General features: G+C 70.2%; 26 protein-coding genes. 16 read left to right on the forward strand and 10 right to left on the reverse strand.

Features of this window, described 5'->3' with window-relative positions; translation table 11 throughout:
* Positions 1-277 precede the first annotated feature (277 nt).
* Entirely contained in the window at positions 278-3361 is a 3084-nt protein-coding gene (locus tag QQ657_RS41615; protein ID WP_284747865.1) for an MGH1-like glycoside hydrolase domain-containing protein, read from the forward strand.
* Positions 3362-3389: 28 nt separating this feature from the next.
* Here the strand turns inward: QQ657_RS41615 and QQ657_RS41620 are convergent, their stop codons facing one another.
* Positions 3390-3716, reverse strand: a complete 327-nt coding sequence (locus tag QQ657_RS41620) for a hypothetical protein (RefSeq protein ID WP_284747866.1) — start codon at positions 3714-3716, stop codon at positions 3390-3392.
* A gap of 252 nt (positions 3717-3968) precedes the next feature.
* Here QQ657_RS41620 and QQ657_RS41625 point away from each other — a divergent pair, with 252 nt between their 5' ends.
* From QQ657_RS41625 to QQ657_RS41645, 5 genes are all read left to right on the forward strand, one after another.
* Positions 3969-4964, forward strand: a complete 996-nt coding sequence (locus tag QQ657_RS41625; protein ID WP_284747867.1) for a PaaX family transcriptional regulator — start codon at positions 3969-3971, stop codon at positions 4962-4964.
* A gap of 127 nt (positions 4965-5091) precedes the next feature.
* Positions 5092-5886 (forward strand): maleylpyruvate isomerase family mycothiol-dependent enzyme, encoded by a 795-nt coding sequence (locus QQ657_RS41630; protein ID WP_284747868.1) that lies wholly within the window; start codon positions 5092-5094, stop codon positions 5884-5886.
* A gap of 139 nt (positions 5887-6025) precedes the next feature.
* On the forward strand, positions 6026-6850 hold the full coding sequence (locus tag QQ657_RS41635; RefSeq protein WP_434056833.1) for an SCO6745 family protein: 825 nt from the start codon (positions 6026-6028) through the stop codon (positions 6848-6850).
* A gap of 56 nt (positions 6851-6906) precedes the next feature.
* The gene (locus QQ657_RS41640; RefSeq protein ID WP_284747870.1) at positions 6907-7068 is read left to right on the forward strand and encodes a hypothetical protein; all 162 of its coding nucleotides are present in this window, start codon (positions 6907-6909) and stop codon (positions 7066-7068) included.
* Positions 7069-7279: 211 nt separating this feature from the next.
* Positions 7280-7618: a hypothetical protein gene (locus QQ657_RS41645; RefSeq protein ID WP_284747871.1), complete on the forward strand. Its 339-nt coding sequence runs from the start codon at positions 7280-7282 to the stop codon at positions 7616-7618.
* Between the two features lie 24 nt (positions 7619-7642).
* On the opposite strand, the gene QQ657_RS41650 is transcribed toward QQ657_RS41645, so the two are convergent.
* The 5 genes from QQ657_RS41650 to QQ657_RS41670 all read right to left on the reverse strand — a co-directional run bounded on the left by QQ657_RS41650 (position 7643) and on the right by QQ657_RS41670 (position 10803).
* On the reverse strand, positions 7643-8245 hold the full coding sequence (locus QQ657_RS41650) for a hypothetical protein (RefSeq protein WP_284747872.1): 603 nt from the start codon (positions 8243-8245) through the stop codon (positions 7643-7645).
* Between the two features lie 173 nt (positions 8246-8418).
* On the reverse strand, positions 8419-9048 hold the full coding sequence (locus QQ657_RS41655; protein ID WP_284747873.1) for a histone deacetylase: 630 nt from the start codon (positions 9046-9048) through the stop codon (positions 8419-8421).
* A 35-nt stretch (positions 9049-9083) separates the two neighbouring features.
* Positions 9084-10088 carry a BUD32 family EKC/KEOPS complex subunit gene (locus tag QQ657_RS41660; RefSeq protein ID WP_284747874.1) on the reverse strand — a complete coding sequence of 335 codons (1005 nt, stop codon included), beginning with the start codon at positions 10086-10088 and terminating at the stop codon, positions 9084-9086.
* A 41-nt stretch (positions 10089-10129) separates the two neighbouring features.
* Complete coding sequence (locus QQ657_RS41665; protein ID WP_284747875.1) at positions 10130-10435, reverse strand: hypothetical protein; 306 nt, start codon at positions 10433-10435, stop codon at positions 10130-10132.
* Positions 10435-10803 carry a DUF1330 domain-containing protein gene (locus QQ657_RS41670; protein WP_284747876.1) on the reverse strand — a complete coding sequence of 123 codons (369 nt, stop codon included), beginning with the start codon at positions 10801-10803 and terminating at the stop codon, positions 10435-10437. The genes QQ657_RS41665 and QQ657_RS41670 overlap by 1 nt, the downstream gene beginning before the upstream one ends.
* Before the next feature lie 87 nt (positions 10804-10890).
* Between QQ657_RS41670 and QQ657_RS41675 the strand changes: the two genes are divergently transcribed.
* The 3 genes from QQ657_RS41675 to QQ657_RS41685 all read left to right on the forward strand — a co-directional run bounded on the left by QQ657_RS41675 (position 10891) and on the right by QQ657_RS41685 (position 13945).
* Positions 10891-11493 carry a TetR/AcrR family transcriptional regulator gene (locus tag QQ657_RS41675; RefSeq protein WP_284747877.1) on the forward strand — a complete coding sequence of 201 codons (603 nt, stop codon included), beginning with the start codon at positions 10891-10893 and terminating at the stop codon, positions 11491-11493.
* Positions 11494-12123: 630 nt separating this feature from the next.
* Positions 12124-13326 carry a cytochrome P450 gene (locus tag QQ657_RS41680; protein WP_284747878.1) on the forward strand — a complete coding sequence of 401 codons (1203 nt, stop codon included), beginning with the start codon at positions 12124-12126 and terminating at the stop codon, positions 13324-13326.
* A gap of 43 nt (positions 13327-13369) precedes the next feature.
* A complete protein-coding gene (locus QQ657_RS41685) occupies positions 13370-13945 on the forward strand; it encodes a hypothetical protein (RefSeq protein WP_284747879.1) in 576 nt (191 codons plus the stop codon).
* On the opposite strand, the gene QQ657_RS41690 is transcribed toward QQ657_RS41685, so the two are convergent.
* The gene (locus tag QQ657_RS41690; protein WP_284747880.1) at positions 13932-14528 is read right to left on the reverse strand and encodes a TetR/AcrR family transcriptional regulator; all 597 of its coding nucleotides are present in this window, start codon (positions 14526-14528) and stop codon (positions 13932-13934) included. The genes QQ657_RS41685 and QQ657_RS41690 overlap by 14 nt on opposite strands.
* 94 nt (positions 14529-14622) lie before the next feature.
* On the opposite strand from QQ657_RS41690, the gene QQ657_RS41695 reads away from it, so the two are divergent.
* The 4 genes from QQ657_RS41695 (at position 14623) to QQ657_RS41710 (ending at position 18497) form a co-directional block, all read left to right on the forward strand.
* A complete protein-coding gene (locus tag QQ657_RS41695) occupies positions 14623-16317 on the forward strand; it encodes a glycoside hydrolase family 13 protein (RefSeq protein ID WP_284747881.1) in 1695 nt (564 codons plus the stop codon).
* Positions 16318-16422: 105 nt separating this feature from the next.
* Positions 16423-16959 carry a TetR/AcrR family transcriptional regulator gene (locus QQ657_RS41700; protein ID WP_284747882.1) on the forward strand — a complete coding sequence of 179 codons (537 nt, stop codon included), beginning with the start codon at positions 16423-16425 and terminating at the stop codon, positions 16957-16959.
* 64 nt (positions 16960-17023) lie between these two features.
* Complete coding sequence (locus tag QQ657_RS41705) at positions 17024-17926, forward strand: endo-beta-N-acetylglucosaminidase H (protein ID WP_284747883.1); 903 nt, start codon at positions 17024-17026, stop codon at positions 17924-17926.
* A 34-nt stretch (positions 17927-17960) separates the two neighbouring features.
* The gene (locus tag QQ657_RS41710) at positions 17961-18497 is read left to right on the forward strand and encodes a hypothetical protein (protein WP_284747884.1); all 537 of its coding nucleotides are present in this window, start codon (positions 17961-17963) and stop codon (positions 18495-18497) included.
* A gap of 14 nt (positions 18498-18511) precedes the next feature.
* On the opposite strand, the gene QQ657_RS41715 is transcribed toward QQ657_RS41710, so the two are convergent.
* Positions 18512-19018, reverse strand: a complete 507-nt coding sequence (locus tag QQ657_RS41715) for a hypothetical protein (protein ID WP_284747885.1) — start codon at positions 19016-19018, stop codon at positions 18512-18514.
* Between the two features lie 85 nt (positions 19019-19103).
* Positions 19104-19586, reverse strand: a complete 483-nt coding sequence (locus tag QQ657_RS41720) for a hypothetical protein (protein WP_284747886.1) — start codon at positions 19584-19586, stop codon at positions 19104-19106.
* A gap of 116 nt (positions 19587-19702) precedes the next feature.
* Between QQ657_RS41720 and QQ657_RS41725 the strand changes: the two genes are divergently transcribed.
* Positions 19703-20578, forward strand: coding sequence for a fumarylacetoacetate hydrolase family protein (locus tag QQ657_RS41725; protein ID WP_284747887.1), 876 nt, complete (start codon positions 19703-19705; stop codon positions 20576-20578).
* A 51-nt stretch (positions 20579-20629) separates the two neighbouring features.
* Here QQ657_RS41725 and QQ657_RS41730 read toward each other — a convergent pair whose 3' ends face one another.
* Positions 20630-23614, reverse strand: a complete 2985-nt coding sequence (locus QQ657_RS41730) for a 3-keto-alpha-glucoside-1,2-lyase-like domain-containing protein (RefSeq protein WP_284747888.1) — start codon at positions 23612-23614, stop codon at positions 20630-20632.
* A 165-nt stretch (positions 23615-23779) separates the two neighbouring features.
* Between QQ657_RS41730 and QQ657_RS41735 the strand changes: the two genes are divergently transcribed.
* Positions 23780-24721, forward strand: coding sequence for a LysR substrate-binding domain-containing protein (locus tag QQ657_RS41735; RefSeq protein ID WP_284747889.1), 942 nt, complete (start codon positions 23780-23782; stop codon positions 24719-24721).
* An 84-nt stretch (positions 24722-24805) separates the two neighbouring features.
* A complete protein-coding gene (locus QQ657_RS41740) occupies positions 24806-26095 on the forward strand; it encodes an FAD-dependent oxidoreductase (protein WP_284747890.1) in 1290 nt (429 codons plus the stop codon).
* Positions 26096-26102 lie beyond the last annotated feature (7 nt).

Here is a 26102-nt window from a genome sequence, read left to right on the forward strand (position 1 = left end):
ACCGCCGGAGCGGGCAACCTCTGTGCCGCAGGGGCCCAGGCCAGCGAATACCGTGCCGAGATCATCGTGTGGCTGGTCGACCCCAGGGACGCCGAACCGAGCAGCGCTCGCGCCGCGGTCGAGAGCCCCGGCATGCCGAGCACGATCACCAAGGACCACCCGGCCGAGCCGTCCGTCCCCGTTCAAGGTGAGCCGGGGGTGTTCCCTTTTGAGCGCTCTTGAGCGATAGTGGTCGAAGCTGTGTTTTACAACGTTGTAAACCGTCATGGGAGGTCCGATGCGCGGGCGGCTGTCCTGGAGACGCAACCGGTCGGCGATCACCTGGGTGGCCACGCTGGCCCTCGCCGCGCAGCTCGCCTTCGCCGGCGTCGCGGATGCGACCGGGGACACCGAAGCACATCCGGCGCCAAGTACGGGGACGCACTTCCTCGACCACGCCGCCGCCCTCGCCGGGTACTCCGACCCCGCCTGGTACGAGGCGAACATCCCGTTCGTGGACCTGCCCGACGCCACCATGCAGAGCGTCTACTACTACCGCTGGCGCGTCTACAAAGAGCACCTGCGCTACACGAACCCCACCGACGGCTGGATCTCGACGGAGTTCCTCGACTGCTGCGGCTACGCGGCGCCCTACCAGGCGATCAACGCCGCCGCCGGGCACCAGCTGACCGAAGGGCGCTGGCTGCGCGATCCGGGCTACGGCCAGGACTACCTCAAGTTCTGGCTCACCGGCCCCGGCGCCGGGGCCAAGCCCGCCACCGAAGACGTCAACCCCGACACCACCGACTGGGCGCACGAGTACAGCGTCTGGCTGGCCACCTCCGCCTACGGCCAGGCCCAGGTGACCGGGGACTTCGCGCCCTTGCGTGAGCTCCTCCCAGCGCTCGTGCGCCAGTACCGCGGCTGGGACAAGCAGTTCAACGCCGACCTCGGCCTCTACTGGTCGGTGCCGGTCTGGGACGCCATGGAGTTCTCCGCCTCGTCCTACGAATCCGCGAACCCGTACCACGGCGGCGCCGGCTACCGCCCGACGCTCAACTCCTACCAGTACGGCGACGCCGTCGCGATCAGCCGCATCGCGGACTCCGTCGGCGACCACCGGCTCGCCGCGGAATACGCCCAGCGCGCCGCCCGGGTGCAGGCCGCGATGCAGAAGTGGCTGTGGGACCCGAAACGCGGCTTCTACTACGCCATGGCCCGCGACGACAACCCGAGCCACCAGCTGTCCGGCAGCCGCGAGCAGATCGGCTACCTCCCGTGGATGTTCGACGCCGCCGGACCGGCGAACACCGCGGCCTGGTCCCAGCTGCTCGACCCCCAGGGGTTCGCGAGCGCCTACGGCCCGACCACCGCGGAGCGCCGCAGCCCGTTCTTCATGAAGGACGCCGGCAGCTGCTGCCGCTGGGACGGACCCAGCTGGCCCTTCGCCACCTCCCAGACCCTCACCGGACTCGCCAACCTGCTCGACGACTACCCGGCCCAACGCTCGGTGTCCAAAGAGGACTACGCCGCCGCGCTGGCGACCTACGCCCGGACCCAGACCAAGAACGGCAAGCCCTACGTCGCCGAGGCGCACGACCCGGACCGGGACGCGTGGATCTACGACGGCCAGAACCACAGCGAGGACTACAACCACTCCACCTACACCGACCTGGTCCTATCCGGCCTGATCGGCCTGCGCCCGCAGACCGGCGACACGCTCGAGGTCAAGCCGCTCACACCGGCCACCTGGGACCACTTCGCCGCCGAAAACGTGCCCTACCACGGGCACGACGTCACCGTGCTGTGGGACCGCGACGGCAAGCACTACGGGCAGGGCGCCGGGATGCGCCTCTACGTCGACGGACGCCTCGTCCAGCGCTCTCCGGTCCTGCGCGCCACCACGATCGACGTCGGCCACACCCTCCTCCCCCGGTCCGACGACCTCGTGAACGACGCCGCCAACCCGTTGCGCACCGGCTACCCCAAGCCGATCACCTCCTACACCTGGCCCAATGACAACCCGTGGAACGCGCTCGACGGCAAGGTCTTCTACAGCGAGGTGCCCGAAAACACGCGGTGGACCAACTACGGCTCACCGAACCCAAGCGACTTCTACGGCGTCGACTTCGGCGCCCCGACCCCGGTCGGTGACATCCGGTGGCACGGTTACGACGACGGCGGCGGGGTCAGACCGGCCGCGGCCTACAGCATGCAGTACTGGACCGGCTCGGCCTGGCAGGAAATCCCCGGCCAGGTCCGGGACCAGGCGAGCCCGGTGGGCAACGGCGTCAACCGCGTCACCTTCCCCACGCTCACCACCAGCAGGATCCGGCTGGTGTTCACCAACCCGCCAGGCGCCTTCGTCGGCGTCACGGAACTGCAGTCCTGGACGCCGTCGAGCCCGGACGCGCGGATCACCGTCGGGCCCGCGAACGCCAACGGCGTCGTCATCGTCGGCCCGAGCACGCCGCTGACCGTCTCGGTGCGCAACACGAGGTCGAGCCCGCTCGTCTCGCCGCGGGTGAGCCTCGCCGTGCCGGACGGCTGGTCGGCCACCCCGGCCGGCCGGCCCCTCGGCGCGATTCCGCCCGGCCAGTCCCGGACTTCGACGTTCACCTTGACGGCACCGCCGGGCGCCGAACCGGGCAGTGCCGCGACGCTGACCGCGACCGCGTCCTACCGCGGCCCCGGCGGCCGAACGGAAACCACGCACCAGCGGCAGAACCTCCAGATCCCCCACCCGGCCGGCCAGCACGACCCGGTCGGCGCCTGGAGCCTCGACGAGGGCAGCGGCACGGTCGCCCACGACAGCGCCGGCGCCCACGACGCCGGGATCACCGGTGCACCCGAGTGGGTCCCCGGCGTGACCGGCACCGCCCTGCAGCTCGACGGCTCGAGCGAGTACGCGCAGACGAGCGGGCCAGTCCTGGACACCACGGGGAACTTCTCGGTCGGCGCGTGGGTCCGGCTGGACCGCACGGGTTCGTGGGCCACCGCGGTCAGCCAGGACGGCAACCCCGGCAGCGGCTTCTACCTCCAGTATTCCGCGGCCGACGACCGCCTGGCGTTCTCGACCAGTGCGGGCCGGGCGCTGTCGGACGTCGCCCCGCAGCCCGGGCGCTGGTACCGGCTGGTCGGCGTGCACGACGCCGACGCCGGCACCTACGTGCTCTACGTCGACGGAGTGGCCCAGGCCAAGACCTGGAGCCAGCCGACGGGAGACGCTTCGCCCGGCCCGCTGGCCATCGGCCGCGCCTTCTCCGGCGGGCAGCGCAGCGACCTGTGGCCGGGCAGCATCGACGACGTCGTGGTGTGGAACCGGGTCCTGACCGCGGCCGACGTCGCCGCCGGGTCCAAGGCGGCCGCGGCGCCCAGGTGAAGCCGGGAACGGGCCCGGCTTCGTCGGGTCAGTGACCGGCGGGGTACTGCCGGTTGAACCGCTCAGGTGTGTAGCTCAGGTAGCGTCCCCGCGTGCCGTCGCCGGCCGCCGCCAGCCGGTTCAGGGTGCCCGGCGAGGTGTCGGGCCAGTGGCCGGTTCGCAGCTTGCCGTCCGGGCCGACGGTGCGGTACGGCGGGTGGGAGTCCCCGGCGAACCGGAGCACGCCGGAGTCCTTGACCGCCTGCGGCAGCTGGTCGTGCAGCGCCTGGTCGGTGGTCAGGGCGGCGGCCGTGGGCGCCGTGGCCGCGCCGTCGTCGACCGTGCACCCGGCCAGGACGAGCCCAGCGGCGGCCACGGCGAGCGAGCTTCGACGCCATTGACGAAGTGAGGAACCCATGTCGTTTTCTTCCTGCGGAAGGCCGTCCGGAGCGGGCGGCGCGGGAACCCGGGAGAGGATTAGTTGCTATCCGGTCGCCGATCGTCGCATGATGTGTCGCGTGATTCAGCCCCTCACTTCGGTCGCGCGGCCGGAGCTGCCACCATGGACACCCGCGGCGGGCGACACCCGCCGGCCGCCGAAACGAACCCCGGAAGAGGCAGGCGAGCGATGGCAGCGACGTCCTCGGGGCCGCTGCCCCGCTCCCAGCAGGGAGCCGAACCGCAGCTCCTCCTGACGTCCCTGCTCGGCGACTTCTGGTACTGGCGCGACGAGCACGTCCCCTCGGCCGCGCTGGTGGAGCTGCTCGGCGAGTTCGACATCAGCCCGGCGAGCGCGCGGGCCGCGATCCGCCGCCTCGCCGCGCGCGGCCTGCTCACGGTGTCGCGCAGCGGGCGGACGACGGCGTACGGCATTCCCGGCCGCACGTCCGAGGTGATCATCGAGCGCACGCACCGGATGCTGACCTTCGGCACGACCGCGCCCGAGTGGGACGGGCAGTGGACGGTCGTCACCTTCTCCGTGCCGGAGCAGGACCGCGGACTGCGCACGGCACTGCGTTCACGGCTGCGGGTCCTGCGGTTCGCCGCTCTCTACGACGGCGTGTGGATCAGCCCGCACGACCTGGCCGGCCCCGCGCTGGCCGCACTGCGCGAACTCGGCCTCCGCAGCGCGACGGTCTTCCGCGCCACCGAGGTCCCCGGCGACGTCGGCAGCCCGGTCGCGGCCTTCGACCTCGGGCCCCTCGCCGCGGAGTACGACCAGTTCGTCGAGCGGTACGAGCGGGTGCTCACCGGCTTGGACGCCGGCCTGGTCAGCCCGGCGCAGGCGTTGCGCACCCGCACGGAGCTGCGCGTGGACTGGCGCCGGTTCCCGGAGACCGACCCCGACCTGCCCGCCGAGCTGCTGCCCGCCGGCTGGGCGCGCGACCGGGCCCAGAAGGTGTTCCTGCAGATCTACGACCGGCTCGGCCCGCTCGCCGAGCTCCGGTTCCGGCAGGTGCTGGCCGCGACGGACCCCGCGCTGGCCGAGCTCGTCACCCACCACGACTCGGTGCAGGTGGCCGAGTTGTTCGCCGGCCTGGGCGAACACCACCCGGTGGGCGACACCCCGTTCGAGAAGGCAGCAGAGGCCCGTCGCCTGGACGACGCGGGACGGCAGTCCTGAGACCTGCGTCCGGCGCGGCCGGATCTCGGCCGGAAGATTTTTCCTTGAGGTCGTCGATCCCGGCTGTCGTCGTTCGACGCGTGGTCGAAGGCGCCCGCAGGGGGGCTCAGACAGCGAGGACACTCCCATGACCGAACTGAACGCGGAAACCACCCGGCGCGCGATCGTCGAGCACACCCGGCGACTGGCGGAAGCGGCCGCCGCGGCCGGACCGGACGCCGCCGTGCCGACCGCCCCGAAGTGGACCGTCACCGACCTGGTCGCGCACCTGGGCCAGACCCAGCACTGGGTCGCGGAGATCATCGAACGGCGCATCACCGACCCCACCCGGCTGCCCACCGAGATGGCCGTGCTCCCCACGGATCCCCGCGAGTGGCAGGCCTGGCTGACGGAGTCCGCCCAGCGGGTCGCGGACGCGTGCTCCGACGACGCGCTCGAGGCACCGGTGTTCAACGCCGCGGGCGACGAGCGGTCCGGGGCGCAGTTCTGGCTGGTCACCATGCTCAACGAGGCGGTCGTCCACGGCTTCGACGCGGCCATCGCGGCGGACCGGCCGGCCGAGGTCGACGCCGACATCGCGGCCGCCCTCATCAGCAACCACCTCAGGATGCTCACCTCACCGACGTGGGAGATGCAGCGGCCCGAGTCCGCCCACGCCATCCGGGGCACCGGGCAGACCCTGCAGTGGCAGGCCACCGACACCACGGACGCTTGGCTCATCGAACGCCACCCGGACGGCGCGACGTGGCAGCCCGGAACCCGGCAGGCCGACGTGACGGTGACGGGCCCGGCAGGATCGCTGTTCCAGGTCTTGATCCGGCGGCTCCCCCTCACCGACCCCGCGACGACCGACATCAGCGTCGACGGCGACCTCGACCTCGCCCGGCACTGGCTCGGCAACACCGCCCACGTCAGCGACTGAGCCGCGCCGGTGCCCCGGGTCAGGGGCGAGCCGCTCCAGGATCCGAGTCGTCCGGAGCTGTCGAATCCGGGCCGCGCCGTTCGTAGCCAGGTTGAGAGGCCACCCACCAGGGGCGCCGCCACGACCACGGGAGATACCGATGCCGCACTCACCGGCCAAAGTCCACCGCATGTTCGAGCTCGTCGAGCCGATCGCCACCATCACCTTCTCCGCGGGGCCGACCGAGGCGTTCCTGGCCCTCGGCATGCGCAACTACTGGGACGGATACTTCGCCGGCCGGGCCGCACCGCTGGGACTGGCACCGGCCGAGGTGGTGCACGGCGTCTTCTACAACTTCGCCGACGGCGAAGTGGCGCGCCACATCCCCTGGGTCTGGGAGAAGACCACCCCCGACGAGGCGATCGCCGTGCGCGAGCGAGCCAGCGCCACCGCACTGCGGCAGATGATCGGAGACCTCGCCGGCTCCCCCGGCCTGGCACAGGTCGCCGACCTCGCCACCCGAGCGGCGGTCAGCGCGCCGACCGAAGGCCGGGCGCTCTACGCCGGGCTCAGGGCGCTCGCGGTGCCCGAGGATCCGGTGGCCAGGCTCTGGCACGCGGCGACGCTGCTGCGCGAGCACCGCGGGGACGGCCACAACGCCGCCCTCGTCGCCCACGGCATCGGCGGCACCGAGGCCCACGTCCTGCTCGCGCTCTCCCTCGGCATGAAAGCGGAGGAGTTCGGCCGGGTCCACCACCTGCCCAAGGCACAGCTGGCCGCGGTAATCGACGGCCTGCGCGACCGCGGCCTCGTGGACGCCGCCGGCGGATTCACCGAAGCCGGCCGGCAGACCAGCGAGCGGATCGAGGCCCTCACCGACGAACTGGCGACGCCGCCGTACGACGTGCTCATCGCGGACGAGCTGGACGAGCTGATCGCAGGGCTCGAGCCGATCGCCGCGGCGGCACAGACCGTCGACGACTGAGCAGGCCGTTCGTATTCGGTTTCGCGAGGATCGCGGTCACTGCGAAGATGTCGGCCATGGGTTCGGACTGGTCATGGACGTTGGCGCTGCCCGGCGGGTCGTTGACCTCGGCCACGATCGACCAGCTGCTGACCCTGGCCGACGCGTGCGGACTGTCGCCACATCGGCCGGGCGGCGGGATCAACGGCTTCGACACCGCCCCCGGGCCACGAGGGTGAGCACCACGTGCTCGACCGGGAACAGCTGGTGCGGAGCCTCGCCACCGGATCACGGAGTACCAACCTGTGGTTCCGGTCCGAGGTGGACATCTTTCTGTCCACCAGGTCCGGCCGCGGAAACGGCTGGGACTCCGTGTCCCTGTCGTTGAACTCGAGCCACCGCCGGCGGGTTCCGGCGCCCGAGGCCGAACCGTTTCGGGAGCTGCACCGGTTGATCACCAGACTGTGGACGTCCGTCGCGGGTGAGATCGGTGCGGTGTTCGGTCGTGTCGAGGACGAGTGGTCGTTGGAGCAGATCTGGTCCGAACTGCCCGATCCACGGTCGGGCGACCGGCCGCCGCCCCCGGGTTCGTGGCCGGACTGGCTGAGCTGGCTGACCTATTTCGATGCCGACCGCTACCGGCTGCTGCCACCCCTGCCCGCGGAGCTGGACGCCTACATTCGGCGGACGCCCGAAGGGGCGGCCGTGATCGCGTTGCCGACCGACCCGGCCGCGGTGGACGAAGCCAGGTTCGCCCGGCTGCACCGGAAGTACCGGCTCTGCCGCTGACCGCGCCGCTTTTTTCGCCCGGGCTCAGAACTTGAGGTCGAAGCCTTGGACGTACCAGGCCCCTTCGTGCTTCAGCATCTTGAAGGTGAGGCTGAACGAGCCCGTGTCCCCGGTCGCGCCGATCAGTTCGAGGCTGCGCAGCGTACGGCCGTCGAGCTTGACGGCCGTGTCCGGCACGGTCACCTCGGTCCCCTTCGCGGTCACCCCGGTCACCTCGACTTCCCCCTGCGGGGGCAGCTTGACGCCCGGCTTCGCCCAGGCCTCATGCAGCGACTTGGCGCTCGAAAGCGCCTCGGGACTCTTGCACAGCGTTTCGGCGTCTCGGCCGGCGGGCAGCACGGGAGCGCCGGAGAGGCATGCCTCCGTGTACTGCTCCTGCAAGATCTGGGTCACCCAGCGCTCGAGAGCGACCTGGAGGGTCTCGGCACCGGATGCGGGCTGCGCCTGGGACGTCTGCGCGGAAGCGCTTGCGGGCGAAGGCGAAGCTGACGAGCTCGCCACCGGCGCCGCCGACCCGTTGACACCGGCCGAGCCACACGCGGTCAAGCCCATGACCACCGCCGGCAGCATCGGGGCAAGCCGTCTCGCCTTGGGTCGCCGGGTGTGCACCGTCGGGGCGATTGTCACAGGGATTCCTCCTGATTCAGCCGGTAAATCCGGCTGCGGGGCATTCGTCGGCCCGGATCATGGTGTGAGGCGACCGAAACGTCAACCGCCACGCGCGAAGCCTGCCCTTTTCACCACCCTCGCCGGTCGAACGTCCGGACACGGCCATGCGCTCCGCGCGGTTCACCAGAGGTTCAGCGCGGTGCGAGGTCGGCGATCTCCGGCGCTGACCAGTGCCCCCGCACCCCGGGCAGCGGCGCCAGGTACCCGGCGATCTCCGGCAAAGACCATCCGTGCGCTTCCCGCAGCCCTCCCACCAGCATGGCCAGATAAGCGGCCGACGGCGGGTTCTTCTCGATGTCCGACGCCGACCAGGGTGCCGTGAACGTCAGGACGGGACAGCCGTCGAGATCACCGAGGTGCAGCAAGGTCTCGTAGCGACCCGGCCCGAGCTGGTCACGGCCGGTCCGCAGCACGGTGCCCAAATCCAGGTCCGGACCTGGCTCGCGGTACATTTCCTGCTCCGCGATGTCGGAGAACTGCCCGGCAGTCACCAGATACGACCGCATCGCCGCCTTCCCCGGCGACGCCGGGTCGAAGAACGCGCGACCACCGTGCCAGACCGGCGACTCCGTCGCGAAGTAGACGCCACCGGAGAACTCGCTCGCCACGACGCGACGCGCCGGACTGCGGTCGCGGCATCCGAGGTAGCTGCGCTGGGCGCCCGGCGGCGTCCCGCCTTCGAGGTAACACCGCAACCGCGCGGCGTACATGTTGGACCCATAGCTCGCATACCAAACCAGCGGCGGCGGTGGCGAACTCACGGCACCACGGTATCGCGGACGAGACCCGTTCTGTCTTATAACCCGGGGTATTCCGCGTGGATCTCGCCGTCGAACAGTCTCCAGTAGAAGGCGTTCATCGTCGCGGCCGCAGGCGCGTGCCGGGCCAGGATCGCGGCCACGTCCGGTGGCACGTCATCCGGGATGTGGCCGGCCGCGCACTGACGTACGTACTCGTTGCGCGCAACCGGTCCGCCACTGCTCGGCACCGGCACTCCGCACACCGCGGTTACCAGCCAGTTCACCAATCGCATGGCGGCGTAGCCTTCGTCGTGCGTCGCGTGGCGTTCGGCAAAACCGCGCTCGGCGGCCGACAGGTCGAACTGCGGCGATGTAGCCAGCCCGAAGTCGGTGAGGTAGATCCGCTCGCCGTCGGTGCGCATGTTGCCGAAGTGCCCGTCCATGTGCAGCAATTGCCGACCGCGCAGGAACTTCACGATCTGCGAAAACTGCCGCTCGACCGCGGCCGCTTTGCCGGCGGGGTTCTCCCCCAGCCACTCCGGCATCGGGCGCGGGATGTATTCGCAGAACAGCACCAGGCTGCACGAGGCCGCGGCCAGCGCTTCGAAACGGGCCCGCACGCTCGAGCAGCCACCCAGCGCGGCGACCACCGCGTCGATGTCGGCGTACTCGGCCGCGACCGGCGAACGGCCGGGCAGCACCCGCCAGTGGTAGAGCACGGGGAACGACTGCGTCTCGCCGGCCAGAACGGCGTCGGTGACGATCACGTTCGCGGCCAGCTCGCGCCACGCGGTGAACCCGGGGCTGACGACGCCGTACTGGCAGTACACCGGCAGATCGAACAAATTCGCGGTGGAGCCCGGGTGCGCGAGCTCGAGGTCGGTCAGCGGGATGCGTTTGACGAACACCGGCACGCCATCGACGTCGAGGACCGCCGAGCCGCCGCCCACCCCCACCCCGGTGGCCTGCCCGGTGCCGACGAGCACGGCAAGTTCGCCATCACTGTGGGATTCCAGGAAAGCCGAGAGTTTCCGGTGGCGAGCCTGCCTGGCGTCGATCACCGCACCAGTGTGCCACGGACCAGGCTGCCGACCGGCCTCCTCTACGAGAGCGTCACCACACACGGGCAAGTACCGGCGACATGGTTGACGCGCACCGGATCGGCCGACGAATACTCCCCGCACCCCTCGTCCCCGAAATCTATGCGGATGATGTCGGGCGAAGACGGCTCGAGCACCGTTCCCCGCTGGACGCGGCGGCTGCCGTTCACCGGGTCGGGCTCGCCGAACACCAGCACCCGGTCGCCCTGGGCGAAGTGGTTCCAGTACCCGCCCTCGACGGTGCTCCGGGCGGCGGCCGTGAACGCCTGCTGGACCACGGTGAAGTCCGCACCCAAGACCGCGGGCATCAGACGGCGAACGGCGTGGTCGGCTGCAGCACGGATTCCACCAGCGCTTCACTACGCAGATGGGCGACCGCCTGGTAATCCGGGTCGCCGATCATGGCCGCGAACGCCTGCCGGTCCGGGTAACGGACCAGCACCACCATGTCCCACGCCTGCCCGTCCTCGGCGACCAGCGCTCGCCCGCCGTCGCCCAGGTACTCCAGGCTCAGGCCGTAGCGGGCGTTGATCGACCGGCCGAGCGCCTCCGCGTAGCGCTGGTAACTCTCGCGGCCGCCGTCCGGACGGAATCGCAGCAGGTTGAGCATCACGACCGGGCCACCCGGGTCGTCGGCGAGCAGGGCGTCGAGTGCGCGGTCGTCGATTTCGATCATCAGAAGCCTCCTGTGTGACGGGGTCTGCCGGCCACCTTACACATACTTGTTGGTCGACACGCAAGTTACTTTGCTAGACTCCGGGACATGACCACCACCCGCCGCACCCAGCAGGAACGCCGAGACCAGGCCGAAGCCGCACTGCTGGCCGCCGCCGCCGAACTGGTCGTCGAGCAGGGAGTCCGCTCGCTGACGCTGGCCCGAGTCGGGCAACGCGCCGGCTACAGCCGTGGCATCGTCACCCACCACTTCGGCGGCAAGCAGGCACTGGTGGAACGGCTCGCCCGGGCAACGCAGGCCGGGTTCGTGCCCGGCCTCGACGATCTGCCGCCCGGACTCGACCGCCTCCTGCGGCTGATCGACGGCTACCTCGGCGAACTCGCCCGCCTCGGCGTGTTCAACCAAGCCTTCCTGCTGCTGTGGGCCGAAGCCGCCACGCAACCCGACTTGGCCCCGATCTTCCGCGAGCGCGACGACGCCTTCCGCGCCGACCTGCGCATCGACATCGAAGCCGGCATCGCCGCCGGTGTCATCGACCCCGGCCTGAGGCCCGACGACGTCGCGATCGCCATCGTCGGGCAGCTACGCGGGATCGCTTTGCAGCGGCTGCTGGACCCGCAGGGTGTCGACGTCGAGCAGGTACGCCGCAGCGTCGCGGGCTACTGGCGCCGGGCACTCGCCCCGGCATAGGGCTACAGGCTTTGAGCGATCGCGCAAAGCTGCTTCGAAGCGGCCTCACACGGCCTGGCACCTCACCGTCGCCTGCCGGCGCGGGCCCGCTCAGGTGCATGGCCGGACGCGCGGCAGCCGACCACCTCAGGACGCCGTACTGAGCCGGGCGTCATTATCGATCACCTACCGCAGATGTGGACATCGTCCGGCCATGGGACATCAACCGGAGACGCCGCCCGCAGCTCACTTCGATCCCGCTCCGCAGACGTGGCCGTGCAGGGTGCGCTGCAAGTACAGCGTGCACGAACCCCCGCCCTGCGGCCGGACACCGCCGATGCTCGAGACACCCAACCGGCATCGGTGACCAAGGACTCTCGCGAGCGCACCCCCTGAGCGGCCAGATCGTGGCCTCGACCGCCGGAGGCGACCCCGACGAGCACGGCCGCGCCCGGGGAAAGGTGAAGACCGGAGAGCGCCTGCACCGGATCGACCGCCGACTCCACCACGGCGGCCGCCCGGGCCAACTCGCCCGATTCCTCGACAGAGGCTGGGTCCAGCAGAGCTCCACCGGCGATCCAGCGAAAACCACCGCTGCGGTGGTTTTCGTGCTAGAGTACGCCTGACCAGGACCCAGGAGGCCGACACCCGATGACCGCGCCACAACTTCCGTTCCCCAGGCCGAATCCCGTCGACCTCGCTCCGCTCTACGCCGCCCTTCGGGAGGAATCGCCGCTTTCGCGGGTCCGCACCCCCGCGGGTGATCTGCTGTGGCTCGCCACCAGGTACGAAGACGCGCGGGCGCTGTTCGGTGATCCTCGGCTGGGCCGGTCCCATCCGGCACCGGAAACCGCCGCCAAGCTGTCCGGTGCAGCCGTCCTGAGCGGACCCACCGGCGACCACGACCAGGAGCAGGAGGACAGCCGGCGACTGCGGAAGCTGCTGGCCCCCGCGTTCTCGGCCAAGCGGATGCGCGCCCTCGGCGACCACGTGCGGGACCTCGTCGAGAGCTGCCTCGATGACATGCAAGCCGCACACGACCGCTCCCCCGGCGAGCCGGTCGACCTGCACGCGCACCTCGCTTTCCCACTGCCCGTGCTCGTGATCTGCGAGCTGCTCGGCGTGCCCTACGCCGACCGGGACCACTTCCGCGCGCTGTCCGACCGCATCGGCCGGCTTGACGACGTCGACGATTCCCGCGCCGCGATGACCGAGTTCACCGCCTACACCAGCAAGCTGGCCGAGGCGAAACGAGCAGAACCCGGCGCCGACGTCATCTCCGACCTCGTCCAAGCCCAGCAGGCGTATCCCGGGTTCACCGACACCGACGTCGCGAACCTCGCCACCGGCCTGTTGTTCGCCGGCCACGAAACCACCGCCGGACGCATCGACCTCGGCGTCCTCATGCTGCTGTCGGACCTCCGCCGGCGCGACGCCTTCGCCGCGGACCCCGACGGCCGGGTGAACGACACCGTCGAGGAAATCCTGCGCCTGGCCTCCCCCGGCGGCCTGGGCGTTCCCCGCTACGCGCGCGAGGACATCGAGATCTCCGGGCAGACGATCGCCCGCGGCGAGGGGGTACTCATCGCCGTCGGCGCGGCGAACCGGGATCCCTCCGTGTTCGCCGAGCCGGACGAGTTCGATCCCGCCCGCGGCCCGAACCAGCACCTCGGGTTCGGCCACGGGGCGCACTTCTGCATCGGCGCGACCCTCGCCTGCACCGAGCTGAGGACCGTCTTCCCGGCCCTGGTCCGCCGCTTCCCCCGCCTGCGGCTCGCCGTCGACCTCCGGGACATTGCGCACCGCCACGACCAGCTGACGGGCGGCGTGCGCTCGGTCCCCGTCACTTGGTGACCACAGAATCGCAGCCGGGCAACGGAAACAGGTGATCGAGCACATGCTGCGCACCGTATTGGGGTACCTTCGACGCGTTCTCCCGTGGATCGCCTTCGGTACGGCGTCCACCGCCGGCTGGCAATGGGGCGCCCTCGCCGGACTCGTCGTCAGTCTTGTCTCCCTGGCCCGTGAACGCCGGCGCGGCGTGCCCGCAGACGCCTTGGTCCTCGACATCGGCACCACGCTCTACTTCACGGCGCTCACCGCCATTTCGTTCTCGGATCCCGCTTCCCCGATCCAGGCCTACATCGGCGCGCTGCCCTTCGTCGTCCTGACGGTGACGGCCTGGGCCGGCATCGCCGTCCGCCACCCGTTCACCCTCGCCATCGCACGGCAGCGCGTCCCGGAGCCGCTCGCCGGCTCGCACCGGTTCGTCCGCTCCAACACGATCATCAGCACTGCGTGGGCCGTGGGCTTCACCGTCGGCGCCGTCGGCGGTGTCCTCAGCGTCGTGACGGGTCCGAGCGTCGCCGTCATGATGACCTGCCAGGCCATCGGTGTCGCCGGGCCGGCACTCTTCACGGTCCGCCACTCCCGGCGCGCACGCCGTCCACAGTGTCCGGTTACGGCAGCATGAGTTTCCGCAGCAGCTGCATGCCTTCGACGATGTCGACCCGCGGGTCGAGCATCCACTGCATGGACAGTCCGTCGGACGCCGCGACGATGAGCGAGGCCACGGCCCGCGCCGGCAGGTCCCGTCGGATCTCCCCGCGGGCCTGGCCCTGCTCGACGGCTCCGGCGATCTCGGTGCGCAGGTCTTCGAAGCGCTCGGTGAAGATGGCGCGTGAGCGCGCGTTTCCCGAGGCGACCGAACCTGCGACCAGTGTGGTGTACAGCGCGATGAGACCGGGAACGTTCGCGTTGTGCTCGGCGCTCGCGATGATGCGCGACAGCACGGTGTCGTCCTCGGACGGGACAGGAAACTCCCGGGCGCGCTCGTCGGCGGCCGCCATGACGGCGAGGAGCAACTCCTCGCGAGACCGGAAGTAGTGCCGCATCCCCTCCCGCGTGACGCCCACCGCCTCACCGATCGCGGTCAGCGACGCGCCTTCGAAACCCCTTTCCGCGAACAGGTTCAGCGCGGCTTCGAGGATCTCCTGCCGCCTGCTGACGCCTTTGGCGTAAGGCCCGCGGGGTTCCCGGCGCGCGTGAGCACTCATGCGCCGGAGTGTAGACAGACACCAAAAACACCGCAACGGCGGTTTTGCCCGTTGCGGTCGAAGCCACACCTGATCCGAAAAGGGAAGGAAGCCGATGGCGAACACCGACGGGGTCGCGATCGAACGCCGCCGCAACGATGCCGGCTGGTGGCGTCAGGCAACGGTGTACCAGATCTACCCCCGCAGTTTCGCCGACGCCAACGGCGACGGCGTCGGTGACCTGGAAGGCGTCCTTTCCCGCATCGACCACCTCGACCAGCTCGGCATCGACGCCGTGTGGCTTAGCCCGTTCTATCCCTCGGCCCTCGCCGACGGCGGTTACGACGTCGACGACTACCGCGACGTGAGCCCCGAGCTCGGCGACCTGGCGACCTTCGACCGCCTGGTCGCGGCTCTCCACGAGCGCGGCATCAAGGTGATCGTCGACATCGTCCCCAACCACAGCTCGGACCGGCATCGGCTCTTCCAGGACGCGCTGGCCGCCGCGCCCGGCTCTCCGGAGCGAGACCGCTACATCTTCCGGGACGGCACCGGCCTCCGCGGGACCGAGCCGCCGTCGGACTGGAACTCGTTCTTCGGCGGTCCGGCGTGGACCCGGGTCCCGGACGGGCAGTGGTACCTGCACCTGTTCGCCGCCGAGCAACCCGACTGGAACTGGCATCATCCCGACGTCCGCGCGGACTTCCTCCGGACCCTGCGGTTCTGGGGCGACCGCGGCGTGGACGGGTTCCGCGTCGACGTCGCCCACCTGCTCGCCAAGGACCTGCCCACCGAACTGCCTTCGTGGGCGGAGCTCACGCGCGGCACGGACCCGGCGGATCCCGCAGCGCCGCTCTACCCGGCCGGTCATCACCCGTTGTGGGATCGCGATGAGCTGGACGAGATCTACGCGCAGTGGCGCGCGGTCTTCGACAGCTATTCGCCGCCGTTGACCGCGGTGGCCGAGGCCTGGGTCCCCGCGGAACGGCGCGTCCGCTACGCGAGCAAACAGAATCTGGGACAGGCTTTCAACTTCGATCTCCTCGAAACATCTTGGGATGCCGGGCGTTTTGGTCAGATCATCCGCGACAACCTCGGCCTGGCCGCGAAAAGCGGGGCGTCCAGCACCTGGGTCTTCTCCAACCACGACGTGGTGCGGCACGCGACCAGGTTCGGGTTGCCGGCGGGGCTGTCCGGACGCCGATGGCTGCTCGACGGCGCCGACCCCGCGCTGGAGGACCGGGTCACGGGCCTGCGACGAGCGCGTGCGGCCACGCTGCTGGCCATGGCGCTCCCGGGGAGCATGTACTTCTACCAGGGCGAAGAACTCGGTCTGCCCGAGGTCGGCGACATTCCCGCCGACCGGCGCCAGGACCCGGCCTTCTTCCGCAGCAAGGGCACCGACCTCGGACGCGACGGCGCGCGGGTGGCGTTGCCGTGGACCTCCACCGGCGTCTCGTTCGGATTCGGCGACTGCGCGCCGCCGTTACCCCAGCCCGCGTGGTTCGCAGACTTCTCGGTGGAGCGGGAACGCGACGATCCGGCGTCGACCCTCTCGTTCTACCGCCGAGCGCTTCGCCTGCGGCGCGAGCTGATCCAGGACGAGACGCTCGAGTGGCTGGAGCTCGGCCCCGACATCGTCGGCTTCCGCAGGGGCGGCGGCTGGATCGCGGTCACCAACTTCGGTCCGCGACCACGGCCACTGCCGGCCGGTGACGTGCTGCTGCTCTCCGGCGAACCGCTCGACACGCCGGGACTGCTGCCGGCCGACACCACGGCCTGGCTCCGGTCCGACGGCCACCGATCATGAGCATCCGGCTCAGACCACCAGCGTACTGCGCCACCGACCGGCCGGTCCCACCGTTGATCGGCGCAGACGAGCACCGAACGCCGCCTGCGACGCGTTCGCCGCCGCATGGCCGAGATCGCCCGGCGCTCCGGGGTCGGCTCGGCGACCCTGTACCGCAACTTCGCGACCCGCCGCGATCTCCTGGAGGCACTGCTCGTCGACGAGGTCGACGAGGTCTGCGCCGCCGCCGCGACCGTCGAGGGTGACAGCCCGGGCGACCGGCTCACGACGTGGCTGCGCCGGTTCTTCCAGTACGTCACCACCAAGCGGCCGGTCGTCATGGGACTGCTCGAGCACACCGACAAGACCGATCCGGTCTTCCAGACCCGGGGCCGGATGCTCGCGGCCGGCCGGCCGCTGCTCTCCGCCGCCCAGGACGCCCACGAGATCGCCGGCGACATCGACCTCGACCAGATCCTCGATCTCGTGATGGCCATCGCGAAGATCCCCGGCAGCCGATCCTCGACGCGGCACTCGCCGGGCTGCGCGAGCGCCGCGCCTGACGTCCACACCGCGCGAAACCCGCCTTGCACGGGTGCCGATCCCGACGAACCGCGTAGGCCGATCGAGGTACCGGGCCCGTTGCGTGATCACCACTCTTGACAAGCGGCCGGAAAAGCACCTACATGGACATTGGTTCAAACCACTCGGCAGGAGTTGAGCTACCGTGGTCAAATTTGGTCGGATCACCGCGTTGCTGGCAGGCGCCGCCCTCCTGGCGGGCATGATGACGGGCACGAGTGCGGCGAGCACGTCCGCCGCGCCGCGCAAGACCGGGCCGATCAGCGTGGCCTACGTCGAGGTGAACAACAACAGCATGCTGAACGTGGGCAAGTACGCGCTGGCCCAGGGCGGCGGCAACGTGTTCGACATCGGCGTCATCTTCGCCGCCAACATCAACTACAACACCACGACGAAATCGGCGTACCTGTACTTCAACCCGAACGTGCAGAACGTGCTGGACAACGTGAGCACCCAGGTCCGCCCGCTGCAGGCCAAGGGCATCAAGGTCATGCTGTCGATCCTGGGCAACCACCAGGGCGCCGGGTTCGCCAACTTCCCGTCCCAGCAGGCGGCCGCGGCCTTCGCCAAGCAGCTGTCCGACGCCGTGACCAAGTACGGGCTCGACGGCATCGACTTCGACGACGAGTACACCGAGTACGGCAACAACGGCACGGGCCAGCCCAACGCCAGCTCCTTCGTCCACCTCGTCACGGCCCTGCGCGCGGCGATGCCCACCAAGCTGATCTCGCTGTACAACATCGGCCCGTCGGCGTCGCGGTTGTCCTACGGCGGGGTCGACATCTCGTCGAAGTTCAACTACGCCTGGAACCCTTACTACGGCACCTGGGGCGTACCGGGCATCGCCCTCCCGAAGTCCGGGCTCTCCCCCGCGGCAGTGCAGATCGCGGCGACGTCCACCAGCACCGCCGCCAGCCTCGCCCAGCGAACCGTGAGCGAAGGCTACGGCGTTTTCCTGACCTACAACCTCGGCGCCGCCGACTCGCACACCTACATCTCCAGCTTCACGAGGCCGTTGTACGGCAAGGACGCCGTGTACACGAACTAAGCCGCTCGACCACTTGGTGGCTAGGGTCGGTGGCATGGCTGACGCTGTCGTGATTCCTGGTGGCGGGTTCGGGCCGGCAGCCGGACTGCTGATGTATGCCGGGGTGGTGGCGGAGCGACGCGGCGTGACTGTGCACCGGCATTGGTGGTCACAGCCGCCGTCGCACCTGTTCGAGCCGCAGATCGAAAGCTGGGTGTGCGACCAGATCAGGCCCCTGCTCGACCGTCTCGGTGGGAGCACCCTGCTGATCGGGAAGTCACTCGGGACGAATGCCGCCGCGCTGGCCGCCGAGCGGAGCCTGCCGGCGGTGTGGCTGACGCCGATTCTCACCGTGCCGTGGGTGGTCGCCGCCTTGGAGCGGGCAACCGCACCATTGCTGCTGGTGGGCGGCACGGGCGATGCGCTGTGGGACGGCGCCGAGGCTCGTCGGCTATCGCCGTACCTGCTCGAGGTCGAGGACGCCGACCACGGCATGCAGGTTCCGGGCCCGATCAGCGAATCGGTGGCCGTGCTCGGCCGCGTGCTCATCGCAATCGACGAGTTCCTCGACGCGATCGCCTGGCCAAGCTGAGCAGGGACTTCGGTTCAGGCGAGCAGGTCGATGCCGGTCAGGGCCGAGGCCGGCCGCCCGGCGTATACGGGTTCGTTCTTCCCGTTGCGTGGGGCGTTCTTGAAGATCTCGTGCTGGACGTCCCCTCGGAGCGGCACTCTTCGGTAGGTGGGGGGAACACGCTCCTCGATCGAGGACACCCAGGAGTTCGTCCCCTCGTCGAACCGCATCCAGTGGTCCCGGGACTTCTTGACGGCTCGGGACCAGCCACCCCGGAAGCTGCCTTCCGCGGGCGTGATGAAGTCCGGAAACGACCCGTGCCGCGGCACCAGCGCCCGCACCACGCCCGCGGACGACCGCCGGCGCTCGGGCGCGCGTCCTTCTCCCACGGTGGCGCGCCAATGGTCGAAGGCGAGTCCGCCCGTCGTCGCGCCCAGCTTCTGCGACGCCAGCGCGATCTCCCACAACGGATCCGGCCGCTCGGCCAGCCGAAGCCGGGCCAGGTCGGCGTCCGTGAAGTGGATACGCAGCGTTCCCCTCATCGCGTGCTCCCCGCGCGCCCGTGCCGATACGCCACCCTAGGACGAAACAAGACCAGGTACTGCTTTTCGTCGAGGTCGCGGGACGTCACTGCCAGCGAGAGAGCCACCACCACGACCACGACCACCACTTTTCGAACCGCGCCCGGCACTTCTCGAACCTCATGCCGTGATGCCACAGGACCAGCAGGACGGTGGCGCCCGCGCCGAGCAAGGTCAGGATGCTGCCGTACACGATCGGCCCGGTGTGCTTGTCCCCGTCGTCGAGTTCCGCGCGCCGTTCGTCCGGCCACACCCGGACCTGCACCCGGCGGCCCGGGACCATCAGACGTCCCTGGTGCTCGAAGGTCTCCGTCCTCGTCACCCCGTCAGGCCCGGTGTACTCGACGTCCGCGGTCCGGGGCTCCCGGACCGCCGGCGCGACGACCCGCCCCGGGGAGAGCCCCGCCGCCCCGTTCACAACGGCGGCCATGGAGACGCCGGCCCACACCACCGCCAGCCCGCCGACCAGCATCACCAAGGGGAGCCACAGCAAGGCCGCCCCAGGCAGCCAGGACTTCGACGACGTCATGCCACCAGCACGCCGGAGCGGCCGCCGTGGTTGCCCCGCCGGGCCGGCGGACCCGCGACTCGTTGACCATCACGCCCCGCACTCCGTAGGTTCATGCCGAACGAGGAGGTCCGGAAATGAGCCACCTGGTGCGATTCACCGACGGCACCGGCAACATCCGAGTCGGCCTGCTCACCGATGAGCAGCTGCGGCCGCTCGCAGTGGCGTCGATGAGTGATCTGCTTCGCCGCCCCGTGGCGGAGATCCGCGAGCTGGCCGAGGCCGCCGGGGAGCCCGTGTCCACGGCCGGGACGCGCCTGCTGCCACCGCTGGACGGGCGAATGGAGGTGTGGGCCGCCGGCGTGACCTACCTGCGGTCCGAAGAGGCCCGCCGCGAGGAGAGCGCCGACGAGGACGTCTACGCGCGGGTATATCGCGCGGAGCGGCCGGAGCTGTTCTTCAAGTCGTCCGCATGGCGCGTGGTCACCGATGGCGAGCCGATCGCCATCCGCGCCGACTCCGCCAACGACGTGCCGGAGCCGGAACTCGGCCTGCTGCTGACCGGTGCCGGGGAGATCGCCGGGTACGTGGTGGTCGACGACGTCAGCTCCCGCAGCATCGAAGGCGAGAACCCGTTGTACCTCCCGCAGGCCAAGATCTACACCGGTTCGTGCGCGGTGTCGGCGCGGGTGCGGCCGGCGTGGGAAGTGCCGGACCCCCTGTCGCTCGGCCTCCGCATGCGCATCCTGCGCGACGGCCACGAGGTGTTCGCCGGCGAAGCCAGTACCGCGCAGCTGAACCGCGCACCGGCCGGCCTGGTCGAGTACCTGTGGCGGGACAACGACTTCCCCGACGGCGCCGTGCTCTCGACGGGCACGTCCGTCGTGCCGGGGCTCGATCAAGGGCTGCGGCCGGGAGACCTGGTCGAGATCGAGATCGACGAGGTCGGATCGCTGCGCTCCCCCGTGGTGCTGGGCGCCGACGAGGTGCGCCGCGTGCTCGCCACGCGCTGAGGGCTGGCATCGTCCGGCGGGACTCGGTGAACGAGCCCCGCCGGACGACGATCAGCTGATCGGTTCTATCCACACGTTGCGGAACCGCACGTTCTCACCGGGATCACCGTGGTCCTGCAGCCGGATCGCGCCGGGGGCGGCACCTTCCGGATCGCCGGCCCCGGTCGACCCGGTGATGACGACGTCGTTGTGGACGGTCACGCCGTTCCAGACGACCGTCACCCTGGCGTTGTCGGTTTTCGTCCCGGCACTGTCGAACCGTGCCGCACGGAACGTGACGTCGTAGGTCTGCCACGTCAGCGGCGCTGTCGCGGCGTTCACGTCCGGTGCCTTCTGCGTGTAGATCGCGCCGGCCTCGTCGTTGGCGAGGCTGGTGTCACCGAAGGAGTCGAGCACCTGGACCTCGTAGCGGTCCTGCAGGTACACGCCGCTGTTGCCCCGCGCCTGCCCGGTCACGTTCGACGGGTAGTTCGGCTCGTACCACTCGACGTGCAGCTTGAAGTCCCCGAACTTCTGCCTGGTCCGGATGTCCCCGCCGAGTGATTCCATCGAGCCGCCGGCGACCGGCCACGGCGCCGCTCCACCGGAGCGGAGTTCCCAGGCGTTCAGGTCGGTTCCGGTGAACAACGGGATCCGGGTGGCCGCGGTGACGGTGATGTTGTCGAGGTTGACGTTGCCGACGTCACCGCTGTCGAACCGGTAGGAGATCGAGTTCGCCCCCGCCGCGAGCGGCAGCGCTTCCGGCTGAAGAGCCCAGTTGTCCCACGTGGTCGTACTCGCCAGCCGGGTCTGCCGGACCTTCGTGCCGTTGACGTAGACACTCACGGACTTCGTCCCGGCGCTGGGATTCGGGCCGTTCGCATACCGCAGGCCGACGTTGTAGGTCCCGGCGGCGGGCACGTTCACCGCGAAGGTCGTGGACGCGCCCTGGTTCCAGTACCCGTCGACGAACCCGGTGGCTTCGTAGCCGGTGTGGTCGGTGTTGACGCCCGCGCCGCCGCTCAGCGTCGCGCGCTCCGCTTCGTAGGTCAGGCTGGCAGGCGCGCCACCCACCATCGAGTTGAGGGTGTACCACGCTTCCGTGCTCCACAACGCCGTGCCGGAGTCGGACGCGAACGGCCGAGGCGACCGGACGTGGACGACCCGCCCGGCCTGCAGGCCGGAGATCTGCAGGGTCACCTTCTTGCGGTCGGCGGACACCGCCGCGCCGGTCACGGTGAGGGTCTGCTCGTCCACCTTGGGCCCGCCGTATGCGGCCGTCGGTGCGTAACGCCATTGCGAGACCTGGTACTTGGTGAGCAGGTCCTGTGCCGTGGCTGCCGACAGCGGCTGCGTGTATTCGAGTTCGAATCCACCCGGGACCGCCCGCATGGCGAGCATGTCGAAGGTGTTCGTGCCGTTGGGAGTCAGCTTCTGCAGGCCGTAGGCGAGCTTGCCCGGCTGTCCCCAGTTGCCGCCTCCGTCGATCCCGCCGGTGTAGATCGCGCCGTCCGGGCCGAGGCTGATCCGGCTGACCCCGGACTCGAGGCCCTGCGTCATCCGGAAGACCGCACCCTGGTACTCGCCGTTGACCTTCTCCAGGTAGACCCGCTGCAGGCCGCCGTAGGTGACGTCGCCGTAGACCAGCTGGCCGGCGAAGGTGCCCTGGGTCAGCTGGACCGGGTTGCTGGGCGAGTTGGCGATTTCGTTGTGGGGCAACCACACCACCGGCGCGGTGACCGGCTGCGCGTCGAACGGGCCCGCCGGGTTCGTGTAGTGGTTGAAGAACCGGTTCTGCTTGATGCGCACGAGCTTGTTCGCGGGCAGCCAGCCACCCTGGTTGTCGGTGACGAAGATGTCGCCTTCCGGTCCCCAGCCGATGCCGTGCGGGGTGCGCAGGCCACCGGCGATGGTCGAGACGGCGCCGGTGTTCTTGTCGACCTTGATGGTGACCCCGCGGCCCGGCGCGGGCTGGGGGTTGGTGGTCGCCCCACCGAGGTCGATCGCGACCGACAGGTTGACGTAGAAGAACCCGTCCTTGTACAGCAGGCCGAACGCGAACTCGTGGAAGTTGCCGCTGAACGGCCAGGTCGCCACCGTCCGATAGACGTCGGTCACGCCGTCACCGTTGGTGTCGTTGAGTTCGACGAGCCGCGTCTTCTCCGACACGTACAGCTTGCCGTCGACGTACTTGACGCCCATCGGTTCCTTCAGGCCGCTGGCGATCCGCTGCGTCCGGACCTGCGACGGGTCGGTGGTGCCGGTGGCGTTGCTGATCAGCTGGACCTCCCCGGCGGTGTTGTTCGAACCACCCCAGGTCGCGATGGCGAGCCGGCCGTCCGGCAGCCAGTCCATCCCGGTCACCTGCGGCTGGAAGCCGTCGGGGCGCAGGTCGGTCAGGTTGAAGCCGGGATGGACGCCGGTCAGCGGCAGGCCATCACCGGGAGAGTCGGCAGTGCTTTCGCATTCCTTCTTCCCCGGCGAGGTCACCCGGACGACCCCGGCGTCGGTGCTGAGCACCGAGGTGGGCACCACCGCGAAGGCCGACGAGCCGGGAGGCTGCCATTCCAGCGTGATCTGCTGGTCGCCGGCGTTGTCGAAGTGCTCGATCCGCAGCGCGTGGTAGCCGGTGCTCAGCTGGACCGAGCCGGTCACCGCGGTCGCCCCGTGCAGGCCGTCGTTGGTGATCACGACCTGCCCGTCGATGCGCAGCCGCGAGCCGTCGTCACTGGTCAGCCGGAACTGGTAGCTGCCGGCGGTCGCGATGGAGATGTTGCCGGTCACCTCGGACACCAGGAAGTCGTTGACGCCGAAGTCGGCGGTGCTGGTCCAGTTGATCGTCGGCATCAGCTTGTCGACGTTGGGGGTCAACCCGGGCTTGATGGTGCACAGCTTGCTCAGTTCGGTCTGCATGTCGAACACCCGGAGGGTCACGCCGGGCTCTTGAGGTGGGACGGCGGCGTGAGCGGGTGTGGCAACGGCGGCGGACAGGGCCGTGACCAGGACTGTTACCACCAGAATCGCCCGGCGGCATCGTTCGCGGACAGCCAGAAGCATCGTTGCTCCTCGGGGAAGAGCCAGGCTCGCTACCTGACGCTCGGTGAGCGTAGGGAGGACTTTTGCATCAAGTCAACGAAAGTATGTCGCGTTTGAGCGAAATTACGCCGTCTAGACGCGTAAGTGCCCACTGCGAAAGGTGTCAGCCTGACTTATAGTCCCCCGGTGGCGAGGCAATCCCCGGTTCATCTGGCGAACCTGGACCTCAACCTGCTGGTGGTGCTGCGGGAGCTGCTCCGCGAGCGCAACGTCACCCGGGCGGCCGCCCGGCTCGGGGTGTCGCAGCCCGCGGCGAGTGCCGCGCTCGCCCGGTTGCGCCGGCACTTCGGCGACGAGCTGCTCGCGCGGTCCGGGAACGGCTATGTGCTGTCCGCGCTCGCGACGCAGCTGGCCGACCAGGTCGAGGCGGTGTGCACTGGCGCGGAACGGCTCTTCGGCACCGGCCACGACTTCGATCCGGGCACGTCCACCCGCGAGTTCACGGTGTTCATGGCCGACTACACGATCGAGGTGCTGGGCTCGCGGCTGTCCGCACTGCTCGCGGAGCAGGCGCCGGGCGTCCAGCTGCACGTCCGGCTGGTGCGGGAAGCGTTCGCGAGCGACATCGCCGACACGATCCGCCTGATCGACGGGATGGTGGCACCCCCGGCCAGCCGGTTCGAGCTGCCCGACGTGCGCTCGGTCGCGTTGTTCACCGACCGCTGGGTCTGCGTGGTCGACGCGGCGAACCCCCGGGTGGGTGCCGAGCTCGGCCTCGAACAGCTCGCCGCGATGCCGTGGGTCGCACCGTTCCAGCCCGATCGGGGGTTCCCGCCCGCCGCTCCGATGAGCCGCCAGCTCGCGCTCTTCGGCATCCAGCCGAAGATTCGCGTCCGCGTCGAGAGCTACCAGGCCGTACCGCACTTCGTCGCGGGGACCGACCGGGTCGCGCTGCTGCAGGAACGTCTCGCCACGCGCGTCGCCGGACGTCTCGGCCTGCGCGTCCTGCCGTGTCCCGGCGATCCGGAACCGATCGTGGAACGGTTCTGGTGGCATGCCGGCTACGACGGCGACCCGGCCCACCGCTGGCTCAGGACCGTGCTGACCGACCTCACGCGTGACCTCTGAACAGCAGTTATAACTCAGGCTGATGCTTTCGCAGTGCGATTGTCTATTTCCGGCGGCCCGGGAACGCGACTTAGCGTGTGAGCCATGCCGCACCCCCTCACCGAGCTGAAGGTCCACACCGTCCGCAAGCCCGCCGGCGCCGGCGCCCACCAGGTCACCGCCGACGTCTGCGTCGTCGGCGCCGGGATCGCCGGGCTGTCCGCGGCGATCGAATCGGCCCGGCTCGGCCGCGACGTCGTGCTCGTCGACGCACTGCCGGTGCTCGGCGGCCAGATGGTCAACTCGCTGATCGGGTTGTTCTGCGGGGTGTTCGGCAACGCCCCGGACTACCGCCAGCTGACGCACGGGATCTTCGACGACATCTTCCGCGACCTGGGTGCCACGGGAGACCTCTTCCGGCAGCGACGGCACACGCTCACCGTCGGCTACGACGAGGTGGTGCTCGGCCGCTGGGTCGAGGACACCGTCCGGGAGCACGGCATCCGCGTGATCACCGGTGCGGCGATCACCGGCGTCATCTCCGGCAGCGACCGGATCGACTCGGTCACCTTCGCGACCAGGTACGGCCCGGTGGACGTCGCCGCCACCGGGTTCGTAGACGCGAGCGGGGACGCTTCCCTGGTCTGGGAAGCGGGCCTGCCGTGCCGCCTGCCGGAGCGCGAGATCTACGGCTCGCAGCAACTCGTCGTCGAGCACGTCGCCGAGCGGGACGCCCCCGAGCCGGCCGAGCTGGCCGAGCGGGTCGGCGCCAAAGCCGGGCAGTACGGCCTGCGCCGGCACGACGGCCTCGCCTTCCACTTCCCCGGCCGGGGAACGGCGGTGCTCAACATGACCCACATCGAGGCCCCGCTGGAGCCGATCGCCGCGGCGCACGCGCAGCTCGAAGGCAAGGCCCAGGCCGACCGGGTGGTGGCGTTCCTGCGGGCGGAGTTCCCCGCGGCGTTCGGGAGCGCCCGGGTCCGCGCTTACGGGCTCCCCGGCAGGCGGCAGACCCGCTGGGCGCAGGGCGTGCACCAGCTGACCATCGGCGAAGTACGGGCAGGCACCCGCTTTCCCGACGCGGTCGCCCGGACCGCGTGGCCGGTGGAGCTGCACGACACCCCCGAGGGGTACGTGTGGGAGACGTTCGGGCCCGAGCACGTGCACTACGTCCCGCTGCGCTCGATGACCCCGCCCGACGTCCACAACGTCCTGGTCGCCGGCCGGTGCGTCGACGGTGACGCGGCCGCGCTGTCGAGCGTGCGCGTCATGGGCCCGTGCGGGGCGATGGGCATGGCCGCCGCGCACGCCCTGGATCTGGCGGGGAAGGACAGCGTGCACGACATCGACCACGGCGAGCTGGCCGGCCGCCTGTCCCCCAACCTCGAGAACTGAACGGAGG

It is taken from the genome of Amycolatopsis ponsaeliensis, from assembly GCF_030182635.1.
GTDB lineage: Bacteria > Actinomycetota > Actinomycetes > Mycobacteriales > Pseudonocardiaceae > Amycolatopsis > Amycolatopsis ponsaeliensis.

What these genes read in the sequence shown, in the direction of transcription:
- QQ657_RS41730 (WP_284747888.1), bottom strand. Translation starts at nt 23,614, where the DNA reads ATGCTTCTGGCTGTCCGCGAACGATGCCGCCGGGCGATTCTGGTGGTA.
- QQ657_RS41700 (WP_284747882.1), top strand. Translation starts at nt 16,423, where the DNA reads ATGGCCGAGATCGCCCGGCGCTCCGGGGTCGGCTCGGCGACCCTGTAC.
- QQ657_RS41675 (WP_284747877.1), top strand. Translation starts at nt 10,891, where the DNA reads ATGACCACCACCCGCCGCACCCAGCAGGAACGCCGAGACCAGGCCGAA.
- QQ657_RS41695 (WP_284747881.1), top strand. Translation starts at nt 14,623, where the DNA reads ATGGCGAACACCGACGGGGTCGCGATCGAACGCCGCCGCAACGATGCC.
- QQ657_RS41715 (WP_284747885.1), bottom strand. Translation starts at nt 19,018, where the DNA reads ATGAGGGGAACGCTGCGTATCCACTTCACGGACGCCGACCTGGCCCGG.
- QQ657_RS41640 (WP_284747870.1), top strand. Translation starts at nt 6,907, where the DNA reads ATGGGTTCGGACTGGTCATGGACGTTGGCGCTGCCCGGCGGGTCGTTG.
- QQ657_RS41725 (WP_284747887.1), top strand. Translation starts at nt 19,703, where the DNA reads ATGAGCCACCTGGTGCGATTCACCGACGGCACCGGCAACATCCGAGTC.
- QQ657_RS41625 (WP_284747867.1), top strand. Translation starts at nt 3,969, where the DNA reads ATGGCAGCGACGTCCTCGGGGCCGCTGCCCCGCTCCCAGCAGGGAGCC.
- QQ657_RS41680 (WP_284747878.1), top strand. Translation starts at nt 12,124, where the DNA reads ATGACCGCGCCACAACTTCCGTTCCCCAGGCCGAATCCCGTCGACCTC.
- QQ657_RS41710 (WP_284747884.1), top strand. Translation starts at nt 17,961, where the DNA reads ATGGCTGACGCTGTCGTGATTCCTGGTGGCGGGTTCGGGCCGGCAGCC.
- QQ657_RS41690 (WP_284747880.1), bottom strand. Translation starts at nt 14,528, where the DNA reads ATGAGTGCTCACGCGCGCCGGGAACCCCGCGGGCCTTACGCCAAAGGC.
- QQ657_RS41685 (WP_284747879.1), top strand. Translation starts at nt 13,370, where the DNA reads ATGCTGCGCACCGTATTGGGGTACCTTCGACGCGTTCTCCCGTGGATC.
- QQ657_RS41670 (WP_284747876.1), bottom strand. Translation starts at nt 10,803, where the DNA reads ATGATCGAAATCGACGACCGCGCACTCGACGCCCTGCTCGCCGACGAC.
- QQ657_RS41635 (WP_434056833.1), top strand. Translation starts at nt 6,026, where the DNA reads ATGCCGCACTCACCGGCCAAAGTCCACCGCATGTTCGAGCTCGTCGAG.
- QQ657_RS41630 (WP_284747868.1), top strand. Translation starts at nt 5,092, where the DNA reads ATGACCGAACTGAACGCGGAAACCACCCGGCGCGCGATCGTCGAGCAC.
- QQ657_RS41740 (WP_284747890.1), top strand. Translation starts at nt 24,806, where the DNA reads ATGCCGCACCCCCTCACCGAGCTGAAGGTCCACACCGTCCGCAAGCCC.
- QQ657_RS41720 (WP_284747886.1), bottom strand. Translation starts at nt 19,586, where the DNA reads ATGACGTCGTCGAAGTCCTGGCTGCCTGGGGCGGCCTTGCTGTGGCTC.
- QQ657_RS41615 (WP_284747865.1), top strand. Translation starts at nt 278, where the DNA reads ATGCGCGGGCGGCTGTCCTGGAGACGCAACCGGTCGGCGATCACCTGG.
- QQ657_RS41665 (WP_284747875.1), bottom strand. Translation starts at nt 10,435, where the DNA reads ATGCCCGCGGTCTTGGGTGCGGACTTCACCGTGGTCCAGCAGGCGTTC.